This is a genomic window from Acinetobacter sp. 1130196 (assembly GCF_000588095.1).
Lineage (GTDB): Bacteria > Pseudomonadota > Gammaproteobacteria > Pseudomonadales > Moraxellaceae > Acinetobacter > Acinetobacter nosocomialis.
The window spans coordinates 36,550-60,599 of the sequence record NZ_JFWX01000021.1; the positions used below are offsets into that span (position 1 = coordinate 36,550).

The 24,050-nt window shown below is 39.1% G+C and carries 24 protein-coding genes; 10 read left to right on the forward strand and 14 right to left on the reverse strand.

Features of this window, described 5'->3' with window-relative positions; all coding sequences use genetic code 11:
* The first annotated feature begins 6 nt into the window (after positions 1 to 6).
* Positions 7 to 3,603: an AAA family ATPase gene (locus J671_RS15685; protein WP_004888363.1), complete on the forward strand. Its 3,597-nt coding sequence runs from the start codon at positions 7 to 9 to the stop codon at positions 3,601 to 3,603.
* Positions 3,604 to 3,726: 123 nt separating this feature from the next.
* Here the strand turns inward: J671_RS15685 and J671_RS15690 are convergent, their stop codons facing one another.
* On the reverse strand, positions 3,727 to 4,569 hold the full coding sequence (locus tag J671_RS15690; RefSeq protein ID WP_004888364.1) for an undecaprenyl-diphosphate phosphatase: 843 nt from the start codon (positions 4,567 to 4,569) through the stop codon (positions 3,727 to 3,729).
* Between the two features lie 106 nt (positions 4,570 to 4,675).
* Positions 4,676 to 5,368 carry a YggS family pyridoxal phosphate-dependent enzyme gene (locus J671_RS15695; RefSeq protein WP_004888366.1) on the reverse strand — a complete coding sequence of 231 codons (693 nt, stop codon included), beginning with the start codon at positions 5,366 to 5,368 and terminating at the stop codon, positions 4,676 to 4,678.
* Positions 5,369 to 5,494: 126 nt separating this feature from the next.
* Here J671_RS15695 and J671_RS15700 point away from each other — a divergent pair, with 126 nt between their 5' ends.
* Complete coding sequence (locus tag J671_RS15700) at positions 5,495 to 6,532, forward strand: type IV pilus twitching motility protein PilT (RefSeq protein WP_006581387.1); 1,038 nt, start codon at positions 5,495 to 5,497, stop codon at positions 6,530 to 6,532.
* Between the two features lie 27 nt (positions 6,533 to 6,559).
* The gene (locus tag J671_RS15705; protein ID WP_002052019.1) at positions 6,560 to 7,678 is read left to right on the forward strand and encodes a PilT/PilU family type 4a pilus ATPase; all 1,119 of its coding nucleotides are present in this window, start codon (positions 6,560 to 6,562) and stop codon (positions 7,676 to 7,678) included.
* A 69-nt stretch (positions 7,679 to 7,747) separates the two neighbouring features.
* Here J671_RS15705 and fur read toward each other — a convergent pair whose 3' ends face one another.
* A complete protein-coding gene (gene fur / locus J671_RS15710) occupies positions 7,748 to 8,185 on the reverse strand; it encodes a ferric iron uptake transcriptional regulator (RefSeq protein WP_002052029.1) in 438 nt (145 codons plus the stop codon).
* Positions 8,186 to 8,296: 111 nt separating this feature from the next.
* Between fur and J671_RS15715 the strand changes: the two genes are divergently transcribed.
* Positions 8,297 to 8,695 (forward strand): outer membrane protein assembly factor BamE, encoded by a 399-nt coding sequence (locus tag J671_RS15715; protein ID WP_001170994.1) that lies wholly within the window; start codon positions 8,297 to 8,299, stop codon positions 8,693 to 8,695.
* Positions 8,696 to 8,750: 55 nt separating this feature from the next.
* On the opposite strand, the gene J671_RS15720 is transcribed toward J671_RS15715, so the two are convergent.
* From J671_RS15720 to J671_RS15765, 10 genes are all read right to left on the reverse strand, one after another.
* Positions 8,751 to 9,074: an RnfH family protein gene (locus tag J671_RS15720; protein ID WP_004888367.1), complete on the reverse strand. Its 324-nt coding sequence runs from the start codon at positions 9,072 to 9,074 to the stop codon at positions 8,751 to 8,753.
* Positions 9,074 to 10,141 carry a membrane protein gene (locus tag J671_RS15725; protein WP_031982781.1) on the reverse strand — a complete coding sequence of 356 codons (1,068 nt, stop codon included), beginning with the start codon at positions 10,139 to 10,141 and terminating at the stop codon, positions 9,074 to 9,076. Before J671_RS15725 ends, J671_RS15720 begins: the two co-directional genes overlap by 1 nt.
* A 152-nt stretch (positions 10,142 to 10,293) precedes the next feature.
* Positions 10,294 to 10,749, reverse strand: coding sequence for a bacteriohemerythrin (locus J671_RS15730; protein ID WP_000782976.1), 456 nt, complete (start codon positions 10,747 to 10,749; stop codon positions 10,294 to 10,296).
* Between the two features lie 252 nt (positions 10,750 to 11,001).
* A complete protein-coding gene (locus tag J671_RS15735) occupies positions 11,002 to 11,850 on the reverse strand; it encodes a class II glutamine amidotransferase (protein WP_009505210.1) in 849 nt (282 codons plus the stop codon).
* Between the two features lie 108 nt (positions 11,851 to 11,958).
* Positions 11,959 to 12,741, reverse strand: a complete 783-nt coding sequence (locus tag J671_RS15740) for a GNAT family N-acetyltransferase (protein ID WP_004710230.1) — start codon at positions 12,739 to 12,741, stop codon at positions 11,959 to 11,961.
* Positions 12,742 to 12,859: 118 nt separating this feature from the next.
* The gene (argB, locus tag J671_RS15745) at positions 12,860 to 13,768 is read right to left on the reverse strand and encodes an acetylglutamate kinase (protein WP_002052003.1); all 909 of its coding nucleotides are present in this window, start codon (positions 13,766 to 13,768) and stop codon (positions 12,860 to 12,862) included.
* A 14-nt stretch (positions 13,769 to 13,782) separates the two neighbouring features.
* On the reverse strand, positions 13,783 to 15,201 hold the full coding sequence (locus tag J671_RS15750; protein WP_004888372.1) for a phosphomannomutase/phosphoglucomutase: 1,419 nt from the start codon (positions 15,199 to 15,201) through the stop codon (positions 13,783 to 13,785).
* A gap of 188 nt (positions 15,202 to 15,389) precedes the next feature.
* Positions 15,390 to 15,842 carry a dUTP diphosphatase gene (gene dut / locus J671_RS15755; RefSeq protein ID WP_002121799.1) on the reverse strand — a complete coding sequence of 151 codons (453 nt, stop codon included), beginning with the start codon at positions 15,840 to 15,842 and terminating at the stop codon, positions 15,390 to 15,392.
* A gap of 25 nt (positions 15,843 to 15,867) precedes the next feature.
* The gene (locus J671_RS15760) at positions 15,868 to 17,907 is read right to left on the reverse strand and encodes a UvrD-helicase domain-containing protein (protein WP_031955816.1); all 2,040 of its coding nucleotides are present in this window, start codon (positions 17,905 to 17,907) and stop codon (positions 15,868 to 15,870) included.
* Positions 17,908 to 18,100: 193 nt separating this feature from the next.
* The gene (locus tag J671_RS15765) at positions 18,101 to 18,754 is read right to left on the reverse strand and encodes an OmpA family protein (RefSeq protein ID WP_031982783.1); all 654 of its coding nucleotides are present in this window, start codon (positions 18,752 to 18,754) and stop codon (positions 18,101 to 18,103) included.
* Between the two features lie 245 nt (positions 18,755 to 18,999).
* Between J671_RS15765 and J671_RS15770 the strand changes: the two genes are divergently transcribed.
* The 6 genes from J671_RS15770 (at position 19,000) to J671_RS15795 (ending at position 23,360) form a co-directional block, all read left to right on the forward strand.
* Positions 19,000 to 19,926 (forward strand): acyltransferase, encoded by a 927-nt coding sequence (locus tag J671_RS15770; RefSeq protein ID WP_002051994.1) that lies wholly within the window; start codon positions 19,000 to 19,002, stop codon positions 19,924 to 19,926.
* Between the two features lie 14 nt (positions 19,927 to 19,940).
* Positions 19,941 to 20,987: a hypothetical protein gene (locus tag J671_RS15775; protein WP_004888377.1), complete on the forward strand. Its 1,047-nt coding sequence runs from the start codon at positions 19,941 to 19,943 to the stop codon at positions 20,985 to 20,987.
* Between the two features lie 121 nt (positions 20,988 to 21,108).
* Positions 21,109 to 21,831, forward strand: a complete 723-nt coding sequence (minC, locus tag J671_RS15780; RefSeq protein WP_002052013.1) for a septum site-determining protein MinC — start codon at positions 21,109 to 21,111, stop codon at positions 21,829 to 21,831.
* 70 nt (positions 21,832 to 21,901) lie between these two features.
* Complete coding sequence (minD, locus tag J671_RS15785) at positions 21,902 to 22,714, forward strand: septum site-determining protein MinD (protein ID WP_001074362.1); 813 nt, start codon at positions 21,902 to 21,904, stop codon at positions 22,712 to 22,714.
* Positions 22,715 to 22,716: 2 nt separating this feature from the next.
* The gene (gene minE / locus J671_RS15790) at positions 22,717 to 22,989 is read left to right on the forward strand and encodes a cell division topological specificity factor MinE (RefSeq protein ID WP_000896934.1); all 273 of its coding nucleotides are present in this window, start codon (positions 22,717 to 22,719) and stop codon (positions 22,987 to 22,989) included.
* An 83-nt stretch (positions 22,990 to 23,072) separates the two neighbouring features.
* Positions 23,073 to 23,360 carry a PA4642 family protein gene (locus J671_RS15795; protein ID WP_001218560.1) on the forward strand — a complete coding sequence of 96 codons (288 nt, stop codon included), beginning with the start codon at positions 23,073 to 23,075 and terminating at the stop codon, positions 23,358 to 23,360.
* A 50-nt stretch (positions 23,361 to 23,410) separates the two neighbouring features.
* Here J671_RS15795 and rhtC read toward each other — a convergent pair whose 3' ends face one another.
* The gene (rhtC, locus tag J671_RS15800; RefSeq protein ID WP_031982784.1) at positions 23,411 to 24,031 is read right to left on the reverse strand and encodes a threonine export protein RhtC; all 621 of its coding nucleotides are present in this window, start codon (positions 24,029 to 24,031) and stop codon (positions 23,411 to 23,413) included.
* Between the last annotated feature and the right edge of the window lie 19 nt (positions 24,032 to 24,050).

A 24,050-nucleotide genomic window follows, 5' to 3' on the forward strand; every position in this document is an offset into this window, starting at 1 on the left:
TATGTCATGAAAATTTTATCCATTCGAATAAAAAATCTGGCATCGCTTGCTGATGAACATTTTATTGATTTTGAAAGCGCACCTCTGGCCCATGCAGGTCTTATTGCAATTGTGGGGAAAACTGGCGCAGGTAAATCGACCATTTTAGACGCGATGTGTCTAGCCTTATTTAATCGGGTTCCACGTCTAAAAGACAGCGATGGTAAGTTAAAAGATGTCGATGGTTCCGAGTTACTGACCAATTCGCCTTTAACCGTCTTACGCCGTGGTACAGGGCATGGTTTTGCTGAGCTTTGCTTTATTGCACAAGATCAAAAACGTTATTTGGCTCGTTGGGAAATTAAACGTGCACGTGAAAACCCAAATGGCAAATTACAAAGTGTGCAGCGCCACTTAAAATGCCTAACCGATGGTGTGGTACTTGCTGACAAAGCCAAAGCGGTTGATGAAAAAGTTAAACAAATTACCCAGCTTTCTTTTGAACAGTTTACGCGTGCCGTATTACTTGCCCAGTCCGAAGTGACCGCATTTTTAAAAGCTCGAGACAGCGAACGCGGTGAATTACTTGAGTACCTAACCAACTCCAGTATTTTTGCTAAAATTGGTGAACTGGCTTTTCGTAAAACAGCCGATATTGCAAAGCAGCGTAAACAGTTGGAAGAATTTTTAGGTCACATTGAAATTTTGTCTGATGAAGAGATTGCTGCATTTACCGAGCAATACCAGCAAGCTGAACAAAACTATCAACAGTTAGAACAACAAAAACATGTCTTAGACAAACAGCAACAATGGTTTGAACGCAAAGCAAAACTTGAACAAGAAGTTCAAGCGAAACAGCAACAGTTTCAAACTCAGCAAAATCACCATCAACAATTGACTAGTGAGCGTGAGCAATTAAAACGTCTCGAAGTTTTCTCTGAAATACGCCCACAAGTTTTTCAGCAAGCTCAAAATTTACAAACACTACAACAACTTGAGCCACAAATTCAGCAAGCTCAAACCAAGTTTAATGACCTGCTACAAATTTTTGAAACGGAACAAAAACAATATCAATTTGCAGAACAACAACTCAAACAAACCCTCGATTTTGAGCAACAGCATCAACATGCTTTAAATCAAGTTCGACAGTCCATTCAAGAACGTGCTTTTATTGCCGATGAATATAAAAAGTGCAAAGAAAAAAGGCAGGTACTTGAGCAAAAACTAAGCCCACTGCAACAACAGCAAAACGCTGTACAACAGCAGATTGCACAGCTTGAGCAGAACAAAATTCATTTACAGCAGCAGCTGATCCAGACTCAGCAATATGCTGTATTAGATAAGGGCCTCTCAGCACATCTACATCAGCTTGGGCAATTTATTCAAAATTACCAAACAATTGAACAACAGATTGGAAACCCTAGCCTTGCTCGCCAAAAGCTATCGGAAGCTAAAAGTGAACTCGAACAACTCACAGCTTCACTAGGCACCGTTGAACAGATTGAGTTAAAGCTTGAACAACAGCGAAAAGATAAAGATCAGAAACTTGCTCAAGTCACGCAGTTAGATCTGATTCAACAGAAAATAAAAATTTATCATGAGCTATATACTGAGCTTCAGCAATTCACTGAAAAACATACTCAAGCCTCCGCGCAAGAGCAGCAGCTTAAAACCGTTTGCCAGTTAGCTGAACAAGACTACCAAACAGCAAAAACTGAACGTGAAAAACTACAACACATCCTACAACAGCAGCGTTTACTACACACCGAAAATATTGAGCAGTTACGGGCCAATCTTAAAGAAGGTGAAGCGTGTTTAGTCTGTGGAAGTACCCATCACCCCTACCGTATTGATGACAGTGCAGTCTCTAAAGCTTTATTCGACTTGCAGCAACAGCAAGAGCAACAAGCTATTGCACTCGAGCAAACTAAGTTTAATACATGGCAAACCCAGCAACATGCACTTACTCAGTGCCGTGCCGAGCTTGAGCAAGTTCAGAAATACTTAACTCAACTGCAAGTAAAACAAACGCACTTACAGCAAGAACTTGAGCAAGGGTTTAACCTCAATCAATTACACATTGAGCTTAATCAAGCACCTGAACAAATCTTGCAAACGCTTAACGAACTCAGACAAGCGACACAAACTGCCATAAGTTCATTTGACTCAGAAAACGTACGTTTAACCCAAGCCATTAAACAACACAATCAGCTTGTTCAAACGATTCAGCGTAATGAAAGCTTGCTCAATACGGCACAGCAATGGCAACAACAAGTTCAACATATTGTCGAGTGTTTGTCGGAAACCGAACAGCAGGCATGGCAGCAAGCAAGTAGCCAAACAGCTAAGCAGACTTGGGCTATTCTGGATGCACGTGCTAAGCAACTTGAACAACAAGAACAGTTTTCACAGCGTTTTGAACAACAGCAGCAAGAACTTAAAATGTTGACTGCTAGTCTTGAACAAATGGTCAAGCAAATTGATGAGATCGATCAAAACCTCCAAGAGATTACGCTTAAAGGTCAACAAAATAATGAAAAAGCAGTATCGCTCATTCAGCAAATGACGGGCCGCACAGACATTAAACCGCATGAATGGTTAATTGAGCATGATGCTAAACGTCAGCACCAACAAACAGCGTATCATGAGGCTAAACAGCGTTTCGAACAAACCAGACAACACTTTGAACAGCAAAAACAGGTGCTCGATCAACTTAAACATCAGTATCAACACACTGCACAACATCAACAGCAAATTGATGGGCAAATTCAAAACTGGTTAAAAGCCCATACTGATTTTCAGGCATCTGATCTTACGGCGCTCATACAGATTAATTCTGCACAAGAGCAAGACATTCGTAACCGTCTTAATCATGCCGAGCGTTTATTAAGTGAAGCCTCTTCTGCCCTTAAAACGATGCAAGAGCAATTAAGCGAGCACTTACAAACTCAGCCAGATATTGAATATGAAAAACTCGTTATACTCATTCAAGACAATATTGCAAAGCTCAAAGCACAGCTTGAAGTACGTGACGGGCTAAAGCTGAAACTTGAATTACATCAGCAAAACCTTGCCAAACAGCAAAAATACGCTGAGCAAATTCAAAATATTCAGCAAGAAGAACACCGCTGGAGTAAAATTTCAGGCTTGATCGGTGATGCCAAAGGTAAAGAGTTCCGCGACTACGCTCAGCAATATCACCTAGATATTTTAGTTGAACATGCCAACCAACAACTGGCGATGCTTTCTCAGCGTTATACGCTAAAACGCCTAGATCAGTCCTTAAGCCTTGCCATTATTGACCACGATATGGATGGAGAAACCCGCTCAGTCGCTTCTTTATCTGGGGGGGAGTCATTCTTAACTGCACTGGCCTTGTCTTTAGCAATTGCCAATATGGCGTCGGGTTCAATGAAAATTGAATCACTGTTTATTGATGAAGGCTTTGGTACTTTAGATGCTTCTTCTTTGCACATGGTGATGAATGCTTTGGACCAACTGCAAAATCAGGGACGTCAGGTCATTCTCATCTCACACATTCAAGAAATGCATGAACGTATTCCAGTACAAATTCAGGTGAAACCACTTGGCGCTGGCGCGAGCACTATTGAAGTCGTAGGTTAATTTAATCTAGGTAGTTATCTTAAATTTGATTGAATCTTATATAACAAAGGGGGCGTATGAATTACGCCCCCTCTTTTATTGTATGGTCTTGTACTAATTTTTTATTTTTTAAACATCAAAAAATTAATTCACGCAGAGTACGACAATTGCGAAACCAATACAGTACAGACCGAATAAATGCCAGCGTCCATGTTCTAACCATGAAGACAACCATTTTAATGCTAAAAGCCCAGCACCAAAGCTAAAGCACATCCCTAATAAGCTTGGAACTATCGAATGGAATACTTGTCCATGAGCTACGGTTTGTAAGCCTTGAGCGTGAACTAAACGATATAATTCTTTTAGAATTACTGCTGGCGTTAATACCACAGCCAATGCAAAACTGAACTCTTCAGCTTTTTGGCGAGATACCCCTAAAAATAATCCTGTAGAAATTGTAGCGCCAGAACGTGAAAAGCCACGGAAAGGTAAACATAACGCCTGTACTGCCCCAATAATAGAAGCACTACGCAAACTGATTTCACCTGATTGTCCGCGATCTAAACGCGAAGATAAAATAATCAGGACCCCTGCCGAAATCAGTGCAGCTGCCATTAATTTTGAGTTACTAAACAAATGCTCAATTTCGAAACTGCTCGCGCCGCCGAAGAATACATGTTTAATAATAGATTGGAGCGCTAAACCGAGTACACCAGTAATTAGGGTTGCTAAAATAATATAGAAAGCTTGTTTTTTAAAACTTTCCCAAGAAGAAAAATAAGTCTTTTTCCAAGATTTGCAAAAGTAAACGATCACGGCAAACATCGTACCTGTGTGCAACATCACAAGTAAGAAGGTCATGTCAGGTGCAGATGGATCATACCCCATTAACTTTTCAGCTAAAATAACGTGTGCGGAACTAGAAACCGGCAATAATTCAGCAAAGCCCTGAATAATTGCCAGAATGAAAACATGCAACAAATCCATACATTACACACTCAAATATTAAAATATCTGGTTTATAAATGAGGAAAATTAAATTTAAATTAACCGATTACAGTTTCGCCACAAAATATTTAACTAAACCTTAAAGTTATTTTTTTACAACAGGATCACGTTTTCCAAACAAAGCAGTTCCCACACGTACCATGGTTGAACCAGCGGCAATTGCGGCTTCTAAATCACTCGACATTCCCATACTCAATGTATCCCAGTCTTCTGGATGAGCATGTTGGTCTTTTACCGCATCAAATAATTTTTTGGCATCTACAAAAGCAGCTGTATTGTCAGGTGCCGGAATCACCATTAAGCCACGCAGCTTGATTTTCGGTAGTTGACTCATTTGAGCAACCAACTCGGCAACCTCTTCCGGTGCGCAGCCATCTTTAGTGTCTTGCCCATCAATATTGACTTGCAAACAAATATTAAGTGCAGCTTGGTCATCACCACGTTGGTTAGATAGGCGTTCGGCAATAATTAAACGATCTACCCCATGAACCCAATCAAACTTCTCGGCCAAATGCTTAGTTTTATTACGCTGAACATGACCAATGAAATGCCATTCAATATCCAAATCCTGTAAAGCATCAATTTTATCTAAAGCTTCTTGCAAATAATTTTCGCCGAATGCTCTTTGTCCTGCTGCATACATTTCACGCAATCTTTCACTCGGATGAGTTTTCGACACGGCTAAAAGTTGCACAGTTTCAGGCGCACGCTGAGCAAGTTCACAAGCTGTTCTGATTTGCTGTAATACGTGCTGTCGCGCATCTTGCAGGTAATTCATTGACAAGGTTCTCATTTTCAAAAAACTTTTTTGCTTTTCACCTAAAGCGAGGTGTTGGTAAGCCTCGGTGAAAGCCGTATATTATTCTACAAAATAATGACATATTTTGATTTACTTGGGGAAATTATGGATATTACAGAGCTACTCGCCTTCTCTGTGAAAAATGGCGCATCCGATTTACATCTTTCTGCTGGCATGCCACCAATGATTCGAGTTGACGGTGAAGTTCGTCGTATTAACTTACCAGCCTTAGAACATAAAGATGTCCACCGTCTTGTTTACGACATCATGAATGATAAACAGCGCCGTGACTATGAAGAAAAACTCGAAACTGACTTTTCTTTTGAAGTACCTAATGTTGCGCGTTTCCGTGTGAATGCATTTAACCAAAACCGTGGTGCTGGTGCAGTATTTCGTACCATTCCATCTAAAGTCCTCACCATGGAAGATTTAGGCTTAGGTCAAATCTTTAAAGATATTTGCGACTATCCTCGCGGGATTGTACTGGTCACAGGTCCAACAGGTTCGGGTAAATCAACTACGCTTGCAGCAATGCTCGATTATATTAATGAAAACCGCTATGACCATATTTTAACGGTGGAAGATCCAATCGAATTTGTACATCAGTCCAAGAAATGTCTGATTAACCAACGTGAAGTGCATCGTGATACACATGGCTTTAATGAAGCCCTTCGCTCAGCACTACGTGAAGACCCAGATATTATTTTAGTCGGTGAGATGCGTGACCTTGAAACGATTCGATTAGCACTTACTGCTGCCGAAACAGGTCACTTGGTATTTGGTACGCTTCACACCACATCGGCTGCAAAAACCATTGACCGTGTGATTGACGTATTCCCTGCCGAAGAAAAAGACATGGTTCGTGCCATGCTGTCTGAATCTTTACAGGCAGTTATTTCACAGACCCTACTTAAAAAGAACGGTGGTGGTCGTGTTGCGGCACATGAAATTATGATTGGTATTCCGGCTATTCGTAACTTAATTCGTGAAAACAAAGTCGCACAAATGTACTCAGCTATTCAGACTGGTGCTAACCATGGTATGACGACCCTCGACCAAAGCCTAAAAGGTTTGGTTTCACGTGGTGTAATTAGTCCACAAACAGCCCGTACAGCGGCGAAACAGCCTGAATCATTCCTATAAAAATAACAAAACAGCGAGAATACAATTATGGATTTTAATGACTTGCTCAACCTGATGGTTGAAAAAAAATCATCCGATCTGTTTATTACAGATGGTGTTGCACCATCGATGAAGATTAACGGGCAAATTGTTCCAATTTCAAAAAATAGCCTTTCAGGTGAAGTGATTGGACAGCTCTTACATTCCATCATGAGTGAAAAACAACGTAAAGAATTTGCAGAGACTCGTGAATGTAACTTTGCCATCATGAACCGCGATAAAACGGCGCGTTTTCGTGTCAGTGCTTTTCAGCAACGTGACATGCCGGGTATGGTACTACGTCGAATTGAAACGAAAATTCCTTCAATTGATGACTTACAGTTGCCGACTGTGCTTAAAGATTTATCGATGACCAAACGCGGCATTATTATTTTCGTAGGTGCAACAGGTACAGGTAAATCGACTTCATTGGCTTCAATGATCAGCCATCGTAACCATAACTCTAAAGGCCATATCATTACCATTGAGGACCCGATTGAGTTTATTCACGAACATGCAGGCTGCATCATTACTCAACGTGAAGTCGGTATTGATACAGACTCATTTGAAATTGCTTTAAAAAATACGTTACGACAAGCGCCAGATGTCATCTTAATTGGTGAAATCCGTTCTCGCGAAGTCATGGACTACGCAATTGGCTTTGCTGAAACAGGACACCTTGTATTAGCTACAATGCACGCCAACAACGCCAACCAAGCACTCGACCGTATTATTCACTTTTTCGAAAGTGACCGTCATAGCCAGCTTTACATGGACTTGTCTCTTAACTTAAAAGCCATGATTGCACAGCAGCTTATTCCAACACCAGATGGTAATTCACGCCGTGCAGCGATTGAGATCTTAATTAACTCACCATTAATTTCAGACTATATCCGTAAAGGTGAAATTCATGAAATTAAGGACTTGATGAAACGCTCACGTGAGCTTGGTATGCAGACCTTTGACCAAGCTTTATTCGACTTATATAAAGCAGGCCAAATTACTTATAAAGATGCGCTTAAACATGCCGACTCACCAAACGATTTACGTTTAACGATTAAGCTTGCAAATGAAGGGCCTGATCAAATAACAGACGAAAAACAGCATTTAACTTTTGATCGTCAGTAATTTCTTCATAAAAAAAGGAAGGTTAAACGTAACCTTCCTTTTTTATTTGTTTTCTTTGTGTGAAAACGATTATTTCTTGCGCAATGCATCCTGACATTCTGGTTCATTACAGTAACCATAGAGATTTAATGAGTGACCCGTTAAGGTAAACCCATGTTGTTCTGCTACAGAATGCTGTTCTTTCTCGATAACATCATTAGTAAATTCAATAACTTTGTTGCAGTTTTGGCAAACCAAGTGATCATGGTGGTCTTCTTGCATAATTTCGAAAACAGAATGATTATTTTCAAAATGATGACGTTGAATAATACCCGCAGCTTCAAATTGTGTTAACACACGGTAAACTGTCGCAAGTCCGACATCTTCCCCTTGCTCTAACAAAGTCTTGTAAATATCTTCAGCGCTAAGATGATGTTGTTTTGAATTTTCTAATAATTCCAAAATCTTAATTCGTGGAAGGGTAACTTTAAGTCCAGCTTTGCGCAAATCTTGATTGGAAATAGGCATGAAAAAAGGTCTCTCAACAAATCTCAAGTTGGAATAGGCAATAGAATTTATATGAAGTATGATCTATCCTTTGATCAAATGCATCATAATTTATTGGGATAGTGTAGCAAAATGCAAAAACTCGTGCTGACGTTATTCGTCACTTCACTCCTAGCTGGTTGTTCAATCTTTGGTGTATATAAGGTTGATATTCCTCAAGGGACTCCATTGACTAAAGCTCAAGCCTCTCAAGTACAGGTCGGCATGAATTTCCAGCAAGTGCGCTTTTTGCTTGGTAGCCCAACAGTGACTGATCCCCTCAATCCACAACGTTGGGACTATATCTACAACTATATCCCGGGAACATATGCTAAAAAAGCGAAAATCCCCGCAGCACATGGTCAGCATTTAAAAATTTACTTTGATGGAACTGGAACTGTAACTAAAATTGAAGGTTTAGAGACTATTCCAGAATCGCAACCAGGTTTACCTGCTTCTAAAGAAGCAATTTTAACTGCCCCACCACTATAATCGTTTTTTCTAATAAAAAGAAACCCCTCAAGTGAAAAAACTTGAGGGGTTTTGCTTATTGAGCTGATTGCTTAAAGCGATTGCCTTTAATGTATCTGCCTACAGGGTTCTTCGCGGCACGTTTTCTACGAATATCTTTTGGATTAATCGTTAAAGGTCTATAAACCTCAACTCGATCACCTGCATGTATTACGGCATCAGCTTCTACTTTTACTCCAAAAACGCCGAGCTGAAGTGGTTCAGGCAAATCAACTTGACTTGATAAACCACTGACATGAACTGCCTGTGAAGCAGTCATTCCCTCTTCAAATGGAACAGAGATTAGAAACTGTTGCTCTGGCGCTGCAAACGCAACCCAAACTTGTTGAATGCGTTCCATTAGATACTTTGCCCAATTACAGCAATCATTGCCACAATAATTGAAAGTGGCAACACAATACGTACAGCAATACGCCATAAGTTATAGAAAAGCTCATTGCTGAAATTCATCGATTTACGTAAGTGACTAATTTTCATAATCCAACCTGCAAAAATTGCATAGATCAAACTAATGAGTAAGCCCCAAAGCATAAGAATCAACGTAAATAAGTTATGAAGTTCAGGCACAGCCCAAACTGCAATCGCAACAATAAGAATCACCCATTGTAAAACAGGCATAAGCTGACGCTGAGCAAGTTGTTCTCTTGCTAACTGCACAAATAATGCTGATGTCATCACGCCAGTAAATATCCACGTAAGGACTGATAATTGAGCTTGAAGCGAGAAGAAACCAAAAGCAATTACAGCAATGAGCTGAGCCAACCAAATTGGAAGAACAGTTTTCGTTGCACCTTCTTGAGTCTGAACAGTGCCAACACTATTTTGCCAGTAAAGTCCTAAACCTAACCCGCTCGCTACAAGTGCAAGTACGGTTGCATTACCCCACTCTTTAAACTCTACATTGGTCCAATGCCAAGGCTGTAACGTGGTACCCATCATATTTGCCAACACAATAGAAGCGATTACCCCTATGGTCATTAACAAAACAAGAATTTGACGAGGAATAAATGATAAGACCAAGGCAGCAACTGCAAGGCCCGCAAAAATGATTTGACCGGAAACGCCTGGGGCAAACTGCGCAACTAATATATTGCTTGCAGTGCTCAGTACATTACTCGCTAAGAAAGGAATAAAAACAACAGCAAGCCAGCCAACCACGCGCCATTTAGGTGAACTATCTGCTTCACGAGTTAAACTCGATAACGCATTTAAAGCGGTTGTTTTAGATCGTTTTGCTAAAGCAATTTCCAAATAACAAACTGGTAATGCCAATAACAACATTGTGCCAAACCACAATAACCAGAAATCGAGCTGACGATCAATCTGGATGCCCATGGTTGGTGCCAAAGTGGCCATGATGACAAAAGATAAGCAAAACGCCATAAGAGGCGATAACCAACGTGACATAGGTATGTCCTGCATTATGCATTCCTTGAAAAAGTCTTTAGATATTTTGCCCGTCTCATGCATGAAAATCAAAGTCTGCACAATAAAAAAAGCAAACCACCGAAACGATAGTTTGCCGCGCTAACTGTATATTAGAGTTTTTCGAGTTAAATTTATGAGAAAAAACGGGCGAACCAGTTCTTTCCTTTCTTCTTTTCTTTTTCTCTAATAATCCCCATCATATTTTCTTTTACTGCCCCTACATAATCAGCATCATCATGTTGAATATGATTAATTAACCATTTAGCCAAAATTTCTTGTAATTCAGCTTCTATAGTATGCCCCATTTCAAAACGCTCACGATATAACTCTATTTTTTTAATAAACAAATCATGTACGCGTTTATGAGGTACTCTATATTTATAATCAGCTTCTTCTTGCAAACTTTCTTCAAAGGTAAAATGTGACTGTGTATAATCGATAATATTGTCTAAAACATCTTTAATACGACGTCTATCTTCATCATCTTTTACATCATCAATCTCATTAATATAATCGAGTATTCGTTTATGTTGCTCATCAATAACATCAATACCCGTATTATATTCTGAAGCCCATTTCATTTTCATACACCACCCCCAATGATGTTCAATGACTGTTGCATAAAACGCATCTTATCTTTAAAGGGTATAAATAAAAACAAACCTATTTTGTCGGCTTTATATAAATAAAAATAAATAATTAATTAAGTTTTTGATTTATAAAATATTTAATAATATTAACCAACTAAAACAATAAAGTATTTTTTAAACAAAATACTTTATTGTTAATTAAGTGAAATATATATTAGTCAAGCAATTACATTTATTTTTACTGAAGATTTAATACTGATCTGCACGAGTAATACGTTTAAGTTCAGGATTTTTTTCTTCACGTATTAATCTTTCAACATGTGTTATTGCTTTTTTTATAGGCTGGCCATGTTGAAATAAAATCATTTCACCAGGTTGATATGCTGTCCAAGTTTCATTATGTGTTAAAGGCTCAGTGGTTATTACTGCAACCCGATCTTCAGGAGTCGTTACTTGACTAAAATCGACTTCGACATCTAAATCGATTAAATGCGCATTATTAAATGGATATTCACGAACGAGCCAATGCAATTTAGTAATTGCATAACTAAATAAAGCTTTGCCATTAGATAAACAGAAATTAAATGTGCCATATTCTGCAATTTGTGGAGAAATTTTCTCTAGCACTTCAAATATCTGTTCAAGACTTGGTTCTTCATAGCCAAATACTTCTACAAGCTGGTCTAATAAATAACAAAATGCTCTTTCACTATCAGTATTTCCTACTGGTGTAAAACGCCCACTCAAGGGTGGATTAAAATCATGTAAATCGCCATTATGAGCAAAAATCCAGTGACGTCCCCATAGCTCACGAATAAAAGGATGTGAGTTCTCAAGTGTAATTTTGCCTTGGGTTGCCTTACGGATATGCGCGATTACGTTACGTGATTTGATAGGATAATTACGTATAAGATCAGCAATTGGTGATTCAACTGCAGACTGGTTGTCTACAAATAATCGGCATGCCTTATCTTCAAAAAAGGCTATACCAAAACCATCACTATGGTCAGAGGTAATTCCTGCGCGCTGTGAAAAACCACGGAAAGAAAAAGTGATATCCGTTGGTGTTGCACAATTCATTCCTAATAGCTGGCACATATTGTTTTAAACTTTTCGCTTCATTACCTCATACATACTATTGTGCATGAGAGTAAAATAGCTTGTAAATCCCAATATGCGCTCGCTATTACAAAATATAAGATATCTTTATCGCTGAGCCATTTTGTTCATTACAAAAGAAGTTGCGATTTTATTCACTTCCAAAAATACAAAATAGTCGAGACAGTTAAATTCAGCATCAAAAAAGGCATCTTTAGATAGTTTAGACTGCATACTCAAATACATTTGAAACAGTTTCGGCATGCGCTCATCTTGAGGAAAGCTAAACTCAGGATATTCAGGTTCATAAATTTTTTTAGAACGAATATCGATGGTTTTACTGTCTGGTAATTGCTGAATCTGACGGTGCGTATAGTACGCTCTGGCCAAGTTATCTTGCAGATGAATACTGACACAGCCCATTAAATATTTAGCGCGCATTGACCACAAAACTTTAGGTGCAAGATTCAACCATAACGTTGAAAGGGCCTTTCCATTACGGAAACGCGGATGTACACAGGTACGCCCTATTTCTAATACATTTGGCAAATGTGATAAGTGGGGAACAATATCAAATTCATGAGCACTATAGCTTTGTGCAATTTCATGGCCCTGAAAGAGTTTGAGGCGTGTATAAGCTACAATCTCTCCCGTCCATTTCTCACGTAATACTGCATGCTCACAGCTAAAGTCGTAAATATCTTGATCTAAGTTATCTTCAAAATGAATACCGAACTGTTTACTAAATTGTTGTGCACGAAACCGTTGTACATCTTGTAATTCTTTTAAATTATCAACCCATTCAAAGCGAAATTGTGTTTGATTCGTAGCCTTATGGCGATTTAGAGGTAAAGTCCACGTTTGGCGATATTGATTAAATTTTTCCAGCATAATGAACGCTCCTAGTGACACCCCCTACACTAGTCAAAGCTCATGACAAAAAAATGACCAAAATTAAATGGCATAAAAAAAGACCACTTAGCGTGATCTTTTAATGAAAATAATAATTTTAGTGGGCTGAATGAGTACGGTTAGAAATAAGCGTACCTACACCATGATCTGTAAAGATTTCAAGTAATGTCGCGTGCGGTACACGGCCATCAACAATATGAGCACTCACAACACCGCCTTTTACAGCATCTAATGCACAACCTACTTTAGGAATCATTCCGCCGTAAATCACACCTGTCTCAATTAAACGGTCAACTTCTTGTGTGGTTAATCCGGTTAAGAGATTTTTGTTTTCATCTAATACGCCGGTAATATTCGTAAGCAGAATTAATTTTTCTGCGCCCAGTGCTTCAGCAACCTTGCCAGCTACTAAGTCAGCATTAATGTTGTAAGTATTACCTTTTTCATCAACGCCTAAAGGAGCAATAACAGGAATAAAGTCACTTTGAGTAAACATCTCCAATACGTCTGTTTTTACCCCAGTCACTTCACCCACCATACCTAAGTCGATATGTTTGATAGAACCGTCTTCTTCGTGCTTTTCCATTAATAATTTACGGGCACGTAAAAGATTGCCGTCTTGACCCGTGAGGCCAATCGCACGTCCACCATGTTTATTAATTAAATTAACAATGGATTTGTTTACGCTACCACCTAATACCATTTCAACCACTTCCATAGTGGCTTCATCGGTCACACGCATACCGTCAATACGGTCAGACTCACGGCCTAATTGCTTCAAGAAAGAGTCAACTTGTGGGCCACCACCATGTACAACAACCGGGTTTAAGCCCACAGTTTTAAGTAAAACGATATCGCGAGCAAATGAACTTTCCAATTCCGGATCAGTCATCGCATTACCACCGTATTTCACCACCAGCGTCTTACCAGAAAAACGTTGAATATATGGCAAAGCTTCAATCAAGATTTTTGCTTTGTCGACGCCGAGATGCTGATCTTGTGGCATTGCGCCTCTCCTTATTAGGCCTCAGAAAGTTCTTGTGCAATTTGCGGGTAACGCTCTTGCAACATATCAATAAATTTTTGCTGGATTTCCTTTAAACGCAAAGGACTATCAGCGTCAAATCTTACGGTAAAATACTCACCCGTATTTGATGCTCGAATAATGCCAAAACCATCATCAAAATCAAGACGTACGCCATCAATTTTACTAATATGAGCGCCTAAACGATGGCTCAAAATTTCAATGTCTTGTAGTACATGCTTAGGATCTGATTGGTGAGTACTGATATAGGTATCTTCGGTACAGCATCTTTCAGGATAAATAGAAAATAAATCCGAAACTGTTGCCGCATTAGACTCGGTGAAATATTCCATTACACGCAGTGCCGCATATATACCATCGTCATACCCAAAACCACGTCCGTCATTAAACACATAGTGGCCAGCATATTCGCCACCAAAAATGGCTAGGCCTTTGGACTTAGACAAGTATGAACGGAGGAAACTGCTACCCGTACGAATCATTTTCGGTTTACCACCGAGTCGCTCTACGGTTCTTTGAACCATAAGCGAACATTTCACATCAAATACAATTTCTTTATGGGGCTGCTGTTCCAGACACATTTGCGCAAATAGCGACAGTAACCGATCAGCTGTAAGTATGTTGGCTTTTTCATCGAGTAATACGACGCGGTCACCATCACCATCAAGCGCAATACCAATATCTGCACTTTGTTCAACAATTGTTTTACGCAACTCTTTCAAATGTGCAGCATGTGAAGGGTCTGGCGCATGATCAGGGAATTCACCATTTGGCGCCGTACGTAAGGCAATAACCTCACAGCCCATCTTTTCGAGTACCAGTTTCGCACAGTGCCCTGCCGAACCATGTAAACCATCCAGCACTACTTTTAATGGACGTTTGAGTTGAATGTCTTCAAAGATGGCTTGCTGATATTTTTTGCAAAATTCTGATTTAAATTGAGGGGTTGATAATTCTAATAATGAAATCGGATGAGTAGGAACATAAGTTTGCGCGAACTCACCGACTTGCTGAATCATTTCTGGAGATGGAGGTTCGCTTCTTAAAATCCACTTAATACCATTATCTGATTTTGGATTATGGCTAGCTGTCACCATAATTCCATTACCGCCAAACTCACGTGCAATGTAATACATCATCGGAGTTGAGCAGCAACCAATGTTTGTAACTTTGAGGCCCTGCTCTACTAATATCTCTTCAATTAAATGCGCATAAGCTGGGCTTGTGAGACGGGCATCATAACCAATGACCAGTTGAGTTTGTTCTGCTTGTTTATATTGTTGTGCCAATCCATAGGCAATTGAACGGACGACATCCGTAGTTAAATAAGAAAGTTTGCCTCTAATATCGTAAGCACGGAAAATATTTTTTGGGAATGAGTGTCTTACATTCATAGCGTATCTTCTATTTAAAGATCAATCTGATCTATCGCAAAAATATAGAGTATTCAAAAAGGTATTTGCTAAAAAAGTTAAAAGAGTATGAGTAAAGCGTGTTGTAATATAATTCATTGTAACATTCAAGGTATAAAAAGAAACACCTGTAAAACAGGCGTTTCTTTTCATTATTTTTTATAAGTTAATTATTGTTTACCAGTGTGACCAAAGCCACCAGCACCGCGTAAAGTTTCTTCAAATTCCTCTACTTGTTCAAACTCAGCCTGAACAACTGGGACTAAAACATATTGTGCTAAACGTTCACCTGGTTCTAAACGGAAAGTGGTTTGACCACGGTTCCAAACTGAAACCATCAATTCGCCTTGATAGTCTGAGTCAATTAATCCGACCAAGTTACCAAGAACAATGCCGTGTTTATGGCCTAAACCTGAACGCGGTAAAATTAAACCAGCAAAATTCACATCATGAATATAAATTGCCATACCTGTTTTAACTAATACAGTTTGGCCTGGTTCAATATCAATTGCTTCATCTAAACAGGCACGTAAATCTAAACCTGCTGATCCTGCTGTTGCATACGAAGGTAAAGGCCATTCTTTACCTAAACGTGGATCGAGCAATTTAACTTGAACTTTCATGAGATTTCCTAAAAATTAAAAAAAATTAACGCTTTAATAAAGCTTTTAAATTTGCCAAATATTGTTGAGCCTGTTCTTTAGGGTCAACATTTGCTGCAATTTTCTTTTTACGCCCTAACCATTCGAGCTCGTCTTGTGGAAGCTCATCAAGGAAACGGCTTGGGGGCATTTGTTTCATTTGACCACCATTTTTACGCTGTTCTGCCAAAGTTAAAGTTAAGCCTTGACGCGCACGGGTAATTCCCACGTACATAAGACGGCGTTCTTCTTCAATGGTTTCAGCTGCAATCGAGTTCTTATGCGGTAAAAGCTCTTCTTCAAGTCCCATAATATACACAAATGGGAACTCCAAACCTTTTGCTGCATGCAAAGTAAGTAGGTTTACTTTGTCAGTGTCCTCTTCTTCTTGCTGTTGTTCTAACAAATCGAGCAAGACCAGTTTTCGAATAACGCTTTCAATGTTCTTTTCATCAACATCTTCTGCACGATTAATCAGATTTTGAATACTGGTAAATAAATTCTCGATGTTATCAAGCTTACTTTTCTCTTGAGCAGGTGTTGCAGACTGCTCGCGAATATAGTCGATATAACCTGCCTCATTCATCATTTGACGAACTTTAGGTACAGGCTCATCGTCTTCTAACAACTCACGAGTAAACGTTGCGATAAAGTCAGCAAACTCATGTAATTGAGTTTCTGCCTTTTTAGGAAGCACCATACTTAAACGCTGGTCGGAAGAGGCACCAAGTAAAGACAAATTATTTTCTTGCGCAAATAATCCTAGCTTCTCAAGAGTAACTGGGCCAATCGCACGTTTAGGGGTATTAATAATACGTAAGAAAGCACTGTCATCTTCAGGGTTAATAATAAGACGCAAGTAGCTCATTACGTCTTTAATTTCTGCACGAGCAAAGAATGATGTACCACCAGAGAGCTTATACGGAATCTGCATTTGGCGAAGCTGGGTTTCTAATACACGCGCCTGAAAGTTTCCACGGTATAACACAGCGTAATCTTTCCAGTTCTTACCATTCATCAGTTTATGAGTCAGCAAGTCTTTAACTACGCGTTCAGCTTCATCGTCATCATTACGACAAGTAATAATTCTAATGACCTCGCCATGGCCTTTATCACTCCACAATTTCTTATCAAAAATATGCGGGTTATTTTGAATCACACAGTTTGCAGCTTTCAAAATACGGCTGGTCGAACGGTAATTTTGCTCAAGCTTAATAATATGTAAATTTGGAAAATCCTGTTTAAGCAAAGCCATGTTTTCAGGCTTCGCCCCTCGCCATGCATAAATCGACTGGTCATCATCACCAACGGCAGTAAACTGCCCCATTACACCAACCAATAGTTTCACTAAAATATATTGTGCAGTGTTGGTATCTTGATATTCATCGACCAATAAATAACGAACACGGTTTTGCCACTTATCACGTACCTCTGCATTTTCTTGCAGTAATCGTGTTGGCATAACGATTAGATCATCAAAGTCGACTGCATTGTAGGCACGTAAATTACGCTCATAAAGTTGGTAAAGATGGGCAAATTGAACATCTTCGGGTGTTTCACACGTCGAATGTGCTTGTTCTGGCAAAATCAGATCATTTTTCCAATCTGAGATTTTCTTCATTGCCTTGGCAATTAACTCTTTACTCTCAGCACCTGATAAATTATCGCGATGCATCAGGTCCATCAAAATACGTTTACAGTCATCTGCATCCAAAATCGAAAAATTGGCTTTTAAAGGTAAATTTTTAAGTTCTAAACGTAAAAGATTTAAACCAAAAGTATGGAAAGTCGAGACTGATAAACCTTTTGCTTCCTCGCGTGATAAAAGCTTGGTTACACGCTCTTTCATTTCACGTGCAGCTTTATTAGTAAAGGTCATCGCTGTAATACGATGCGCTGGAATACGGCAATGTTGCACCAAATAGGCAATTTTACGAGTAATTACCGATGTTTTACCTGAACCAGCACCAGCAAGCACCAATAAAGGGCCTTGAGTATATTTCATGGCTTCTTCTTGCTTGTCGTTCAATTGACTGGCAGATGACATCGTGTATTACCTCTTAATTTTTCGAGCATGATTATAGTCATCTCTTTTTTAGAATCCCAATAGTAAATCTACGGATATGTATAAATGATGTCTAATAATGCAATTTATGCACCGCAGAATGTCGTGATTATTTCTTGTACTGCACCCATAAAAAAACCACCCGAAGGTGGTTTTTGAAACAATAAATTAAATCTTATTGTTTAGCATAAATGCTGATTTCTACACGACGGTTTTGTTCACGACCAGAAGCAGTTGAGTTGTCTGCGATTGGGTTAGAAGAACCATAACCTTGTGCATCGATACGGCTTGAAGAAACGCCTTTACCAGCTAAAAAGATTTTAACTGATTGAGCACGTGCTTGAGATAATGGAATGTTGATAGAGTCATTACCAGTGTTATCTGTGTAACCAGTAACTAAAATCGCACTCTTGTTATCTTCAGCCAATGTTTGCGCTACTTTGTCCAAAGTTGCATAGAAGTTTGGCTTGATGTTTGATTTGTTCGTATCAAAAGTGATGCTACCAGGCATGATCAATTGAACAGAACCATCTGGGTTACGGCCTACTTCTACACCAGTACCCGCCATTTGTTCACGTAATTTTTTCTCTTTTTGGTCAAGATATAAACCACCAGCTGCACCAAGAACTGCACCGATTGCCGCAGCACGGTTGTTTTGACGGCTAGAGTTTGCACTTGATTTAGAAATACCATAACCTCCTGCTGCGCCGATTAATGTACCTAATGCGGCTTTATCGTATTCAATTCCACCAAGGTTGTTACCTGTTGTCTGACAACCAGAAAGTACTACTGCTGCCCCTACGACTGTTGAAATAACTAATGCACGCATTGCATGCCTCCTCACTTTGTGTGTTTTGTTGTCTGGATGAATAATGAAACAAAAAGGAAGTATAAAACATTGATATTTTGTTAATAATAAACAGTTTAGTTAGTTTTTTGTAATATTTTGATGCACTTTAAGACGTGCACTCATCACAATTTCTTCATTGTTGTCTAAGATACCGTTGTATTTCATTTCATGATAGTTATAGTTGAACAACTTTCTATGGATTTTGGATATTCGGGGCCATTTATATGTCAACTGCACCCAATAAGCAATCTGCGCTAAAAAAAATTACACGTGGACTCACTGTCGGTACAGTCATTACAGGTAGCACCTTTTTTCATGGACCACCTGTATTGGCTTTGGGTTTAACCAAGTTATTTAAAAAATCATCCAAAGTAGATGAAACCAACATTCAAATTACAAATAGCTGGCTCAGTGTCAACAATTGGCTCATTGACCATGTTCTACCTAATTTAAAATGGGACATTACGATCGACGAAGGTCTTGATTTAAGTATGCAAGGCCGTTACTTAATGACTTGTAACCATCAAAGTTGGGTTGATACGACTGTAAACCAGTATTTCGGCTTAACCCGTATGCCACTTACCCGTTTTTTTACCAAGTGGGAACTCATCTTTATTCCATTCGTTGGTCAAGCCTTTAAAATTTTAGGCTTCCCAATGATGAAACGTCATACCAAAGAGCAAATCGCGAAAAACCCTGAATTAAAAGACCGCGATATGATGGAAGCACGTAAAGCATGCGAACAGCTCTTAAGCCAGCCTTTTACATTATTAAACTATTTGGAAGGTACACGTTTTACTCAGGAAAAACATGATCAACAAAATTCGCCATATAAACACTTACTAAAACCTAAAGCAGGTGGTTTGGCACTGGCTTTAAATATTTTAGGCGACAAAATTGATGCTTTAGTTGATATGACGATTGTTTACCCTGACGGTGTACCAGGTTATGGCGATTTCTGGTTAGGTGATGTTTCACAAATTGCGGTAAATCTTCGTAAAATTGAAATACCAGCTTGGGTACTCGGCGGTAACTACGAAGATGACCCAGTTTACCGTGAGCGTTTTCAACAATGGGTACATGAACTCTGGACTGAAAAAGATCAACTCATCGAACAAATGAAAGCTCGATATACTACTTCAACTCATTAAAAGCATTTACAGCTATGCAAAACAGTTCCAGAAAACAAGCACAATATTATCATATGGACCCAAACAGCATTTCATTTAAGCTGTTTTTGATTTATGACATCTTTATGGTGTTTATTATTATTTTCAATCTGTTCTGTCTTGCAGCAAATTTCTTTTTAATGAGCAGTATTGGGGCATGGTTTTTCGAACATATTCACTTGCCCCAAGTACTCAGCTTTTATAAAACCTATTTACACCCATGGGTAATTACGACAGAAGCTTGGTTTATTGGCTTTTTAATTACTGAATTTTTTGTCCGTTGGGGCATTTCTATTGTTTATAAACACCATAAACGTTGGTTCTTCTTTCCATTTATTCACTGGTATGAAATTTTAGCCATCATTCCGCAATTGCGTTTTTTACGTTTGTTTCGTGCCGGCATTATTGCCTATCGCTTATATGAATTAGGCTATCCGGTTATTCCTGAAAGCTGGAGAAAAAACGGTTTATTTTATTATCGTGTCGTTATGGAAGAGCTATCTGATCGCGTGGTTATTACGGTTATTGATGGCATTCGTAATGAGCTTCAAACAAGCTCAACACATAAGCAAATTATTCATGAGCTGGTTAACCATCATCGTGAACAATTTACGGTTACCCTGACCTCCATATTACAAGAATCCTTAGCTACAGCATTAAAAGAACAAAAGCCCGCAATTACAAAAGGTGTTGGACAAATTGTTGATCAAGCCATAGAAGATACGCCAGAATTAACCCAATTATTACGCTTAATTCCTTTAGTCGGAGGCCGTATTGAACAGCAAATACAAAGTATTGGTCAAAGACTTGGGGAAAATATCAGTGCAGGTTTAATTGAACCTTTAATTGAAGGGTCAAAAGAACAGCCCAATGCAACTTATCAATTAATTTCAGAAAAAATAAGTAACGTGAATATTAATAACCGTGAGCTTGAACAACTTGTAGAGTCTGTAGTGTTTGAAAGTCTCGAAGCAATTCGCAAACAAGTTAAAGTCAAACAGTGGCAACAAACCCTTGCGGAGCATGATCGAATCAAAGAATAAGCATTTACTTAATTTTTTATGAAACACGCTAGAGAATTGGCACGATTTGTTCTAGCATTTGCTCTATTTACAATAAACTTAACGATATTACAGCTCGTTTTAACGCCTTGAAGGAAGACTTATGGCTGATATCCGGATTACCGGCAGAATGGTTAACTTTAGCAGGATAACCTTCGATACGAATGATCATGATGTGATCCGCCAGCAATTATCAAATATTCTAAATGAAGGTTCCTATCAGGGAACTGTCGTTATTATAGATAGTACTGTTGAGCAAGAGCTCATTGCTTTAATTCAGTTGTTAGTCAGCTTAGGTTTACAGCCTATGGCGGTTATTGACGGTATTTTAGGTGATGAAGCACGCGCCATTCAGTTCCCTGTATTACCGGCAGACCAGCCATTACAACGCATTAAAGCAACTGCGGAGCAAGTTGCAATTGTAGAGAAAGCTGCCCCTGCACAAGCCTCAACAGAAACAAAAAAACCACTAAATAATAATGCAGTTGCCCATATTACCTCTTATCATGATGAAATTTTGCGTACAGGCCAATCTCTTGTACAAGACCAAGGCGATATTATTTTAAAAGCTGGCATGAATAGTGGATCTGAAGTGATTGCTTCAGGAAATATACATATTTATGGCACGGTTCGTGGTAGAGTCATTGCTGGTGCGGGTGGGCACGCTGCTGCACGCATTTTTTGCCAATCTTTAGAGGCTGAACTCGTTTCCATTGCCGGAACATATTGTGTCGCAGATGATATCCCTAAACATGTGGTAAAAAAGCCAGTACATATTTATTTAAATGAAAAGCAAGAGCTTGAATTTGAAGCTCTAGAACTTTAGTTTATTAAGCAAATCACCAAAAAACAGCCCTTTTAAGGGTGTATGTATGACCATAATAGGAGTGGATTCGGTGGCCAAAATTGTTGTCGTAACATCAGGCAAAGGTGGTGTAGGTAAAACTACAACGAGTGCATCTTTTGCAACAGGTTTAGCCCTTCGTGGTCATAAAACTGTTGTGATTGACTTTGATGTAGGCTTACGTAACCTTGATTTAATCATGGGGTGTGAGCGTCGTGTTGTTTATGATTTCGTCAATGTAATTAATAATGAAGCACGTCTGCAACAAGCCCTTATTCGCGATAAAGATATCGAAAACCTTTACATTTTGCCGGCTTCACAAACCCGTGATAAAGATGCTTTGAGCGACGAAGGTGTTGCTCGTGTAATTGATGAGCTTTCTCAAGAATTTGATTACATTATTTGTGACTCACCTGCGGGGATCGAGCGTGGTGCGATTTTAGCAATGTACCATGCAGATGAAGCAATCATTGTGACAAACCCTGAAATTTCTTCAGTACGTGACTCTGACCGCATCATCGGAATGTTAGACAGCAAAACTAAAAAAGTTGAACACAACGAAGGACGTATACGTAAGCATTTATGTATTACACGTTTTAACCCTGAACGTGCTGACCGTCAGGAAATGCTGACGATTGATGATATTTCTAAAGATATTTTACGCGTACCGACATTAGGTGTTATTCCTGAATGTCCAAGTGTATTACAAGCATCAAACGAAGGTAAGCCAGTTATTCTGTACTCAGAAACTAAAGCTGGCCAAGCGTATGATGACTTGGTTGCTCGCTTTCTTGGCGAAGACCGCCCTTATCGACACATCACAGCTCAACCTAAAGGCTGGTTAGCACGACTATTTGGAGCGTAGATATGGCAGGATTCTGGAGTAAATTATTTAGCAGTGAAGAAAAACCATCAAGTGCTCAAACTGCCAAAGATCGTTTAAAAGTTATTGTTGCATCAGAACAAGGTTTAGGCCGTCGTTTAAGCCAAGACAAGATTGACCAAATGAAGAAAGAAATCATGCAGGTGGTCAGTCGCTATGTAAGCGGCGTAGGCGAACAGCATATCCAAATGCAAGTTCGTTCTGAAGCAAATATCGAAATGTTAGAAATGAATATCAATTTACCTGAAGAACGATAATTCTATTTCTGACTATTCAATAAATCAGAATCAAGGCAAAATAACGCAAGTTATTTTGCCTTTTTTAAAATGAGGAGATTGTCATGGCATTATCACAGCCAGCAACTTTCAATGAAGAATGGTCCGATGAGCGTGTTTTTGCCTACCTCAACCAACTTCCTCCAAATGGTGTGAACGCAGACTTTCATGTGCTCTACCATGCTTTCAAACATATGCGTCCAAATGACTATGAACGTCTTTTGACTAAATTCGTTGCAGATGGGCGAGATATCAATGCAACAAATCCTGAAGGCGAACGCATTCATGACGTGATTGCTAAGTTTCCGCGTCAATCAGCGCCGTTTTTAGAAGTTTTAGCAAAGTTTGCTTAAGCTTAAGAATAAAAAAAGCCTCTTTAAGAGGCTTTTTTTATTGTCTGGAGTTATCGATTTCCAATCAAGAAAATACCAAATACGGTAAAAATACCACCTGAAATCCCATCAATCCATTTTGAAAAATTACGGTAAGCTACTCTAAAACTCGGTAATGAGAAAATAAAAGTCACAAAGCAGAACCATAAAATCGTTTCAACCGACACAATAATAAACAGTAACCAATGAACTTGATCAAGCTGAGGGTTAGCTAAAAATAAAGAAAACACACTACCAAAATAAATCACGGCTTTAGGATTCGATAAATTGGTAAGTAATCCTTTCATAAAAAATAAGTAAGGTGCTTTAGGCAACTCAACAGTTGTCACCTCTTGCTGCTGATCTTTTGAAAATGCTGAACGCAACATTTGATAGCCTAACCAACATAGGTACAAACCACCTGCGATGAGTAACCCTTGCTTTAACCATGCCATTTTCTCAAAAATAATATTTAAGCCCATCAGTGCTAAAGAAGCCCAAAACAAAACCCCTGCTGTTATCCCTGCCACAACCAACATGGCTTCTTTACGAGAGCGGCTCACTGCGGTCTGTGATACCAGAAAAAAATCAGGCCCTGGAGTAATAAGCGCACAAAAATGAATAAAAGCTAATGTAATTAACGCGACTAACATGTTGTCCTCCTGATTTGTT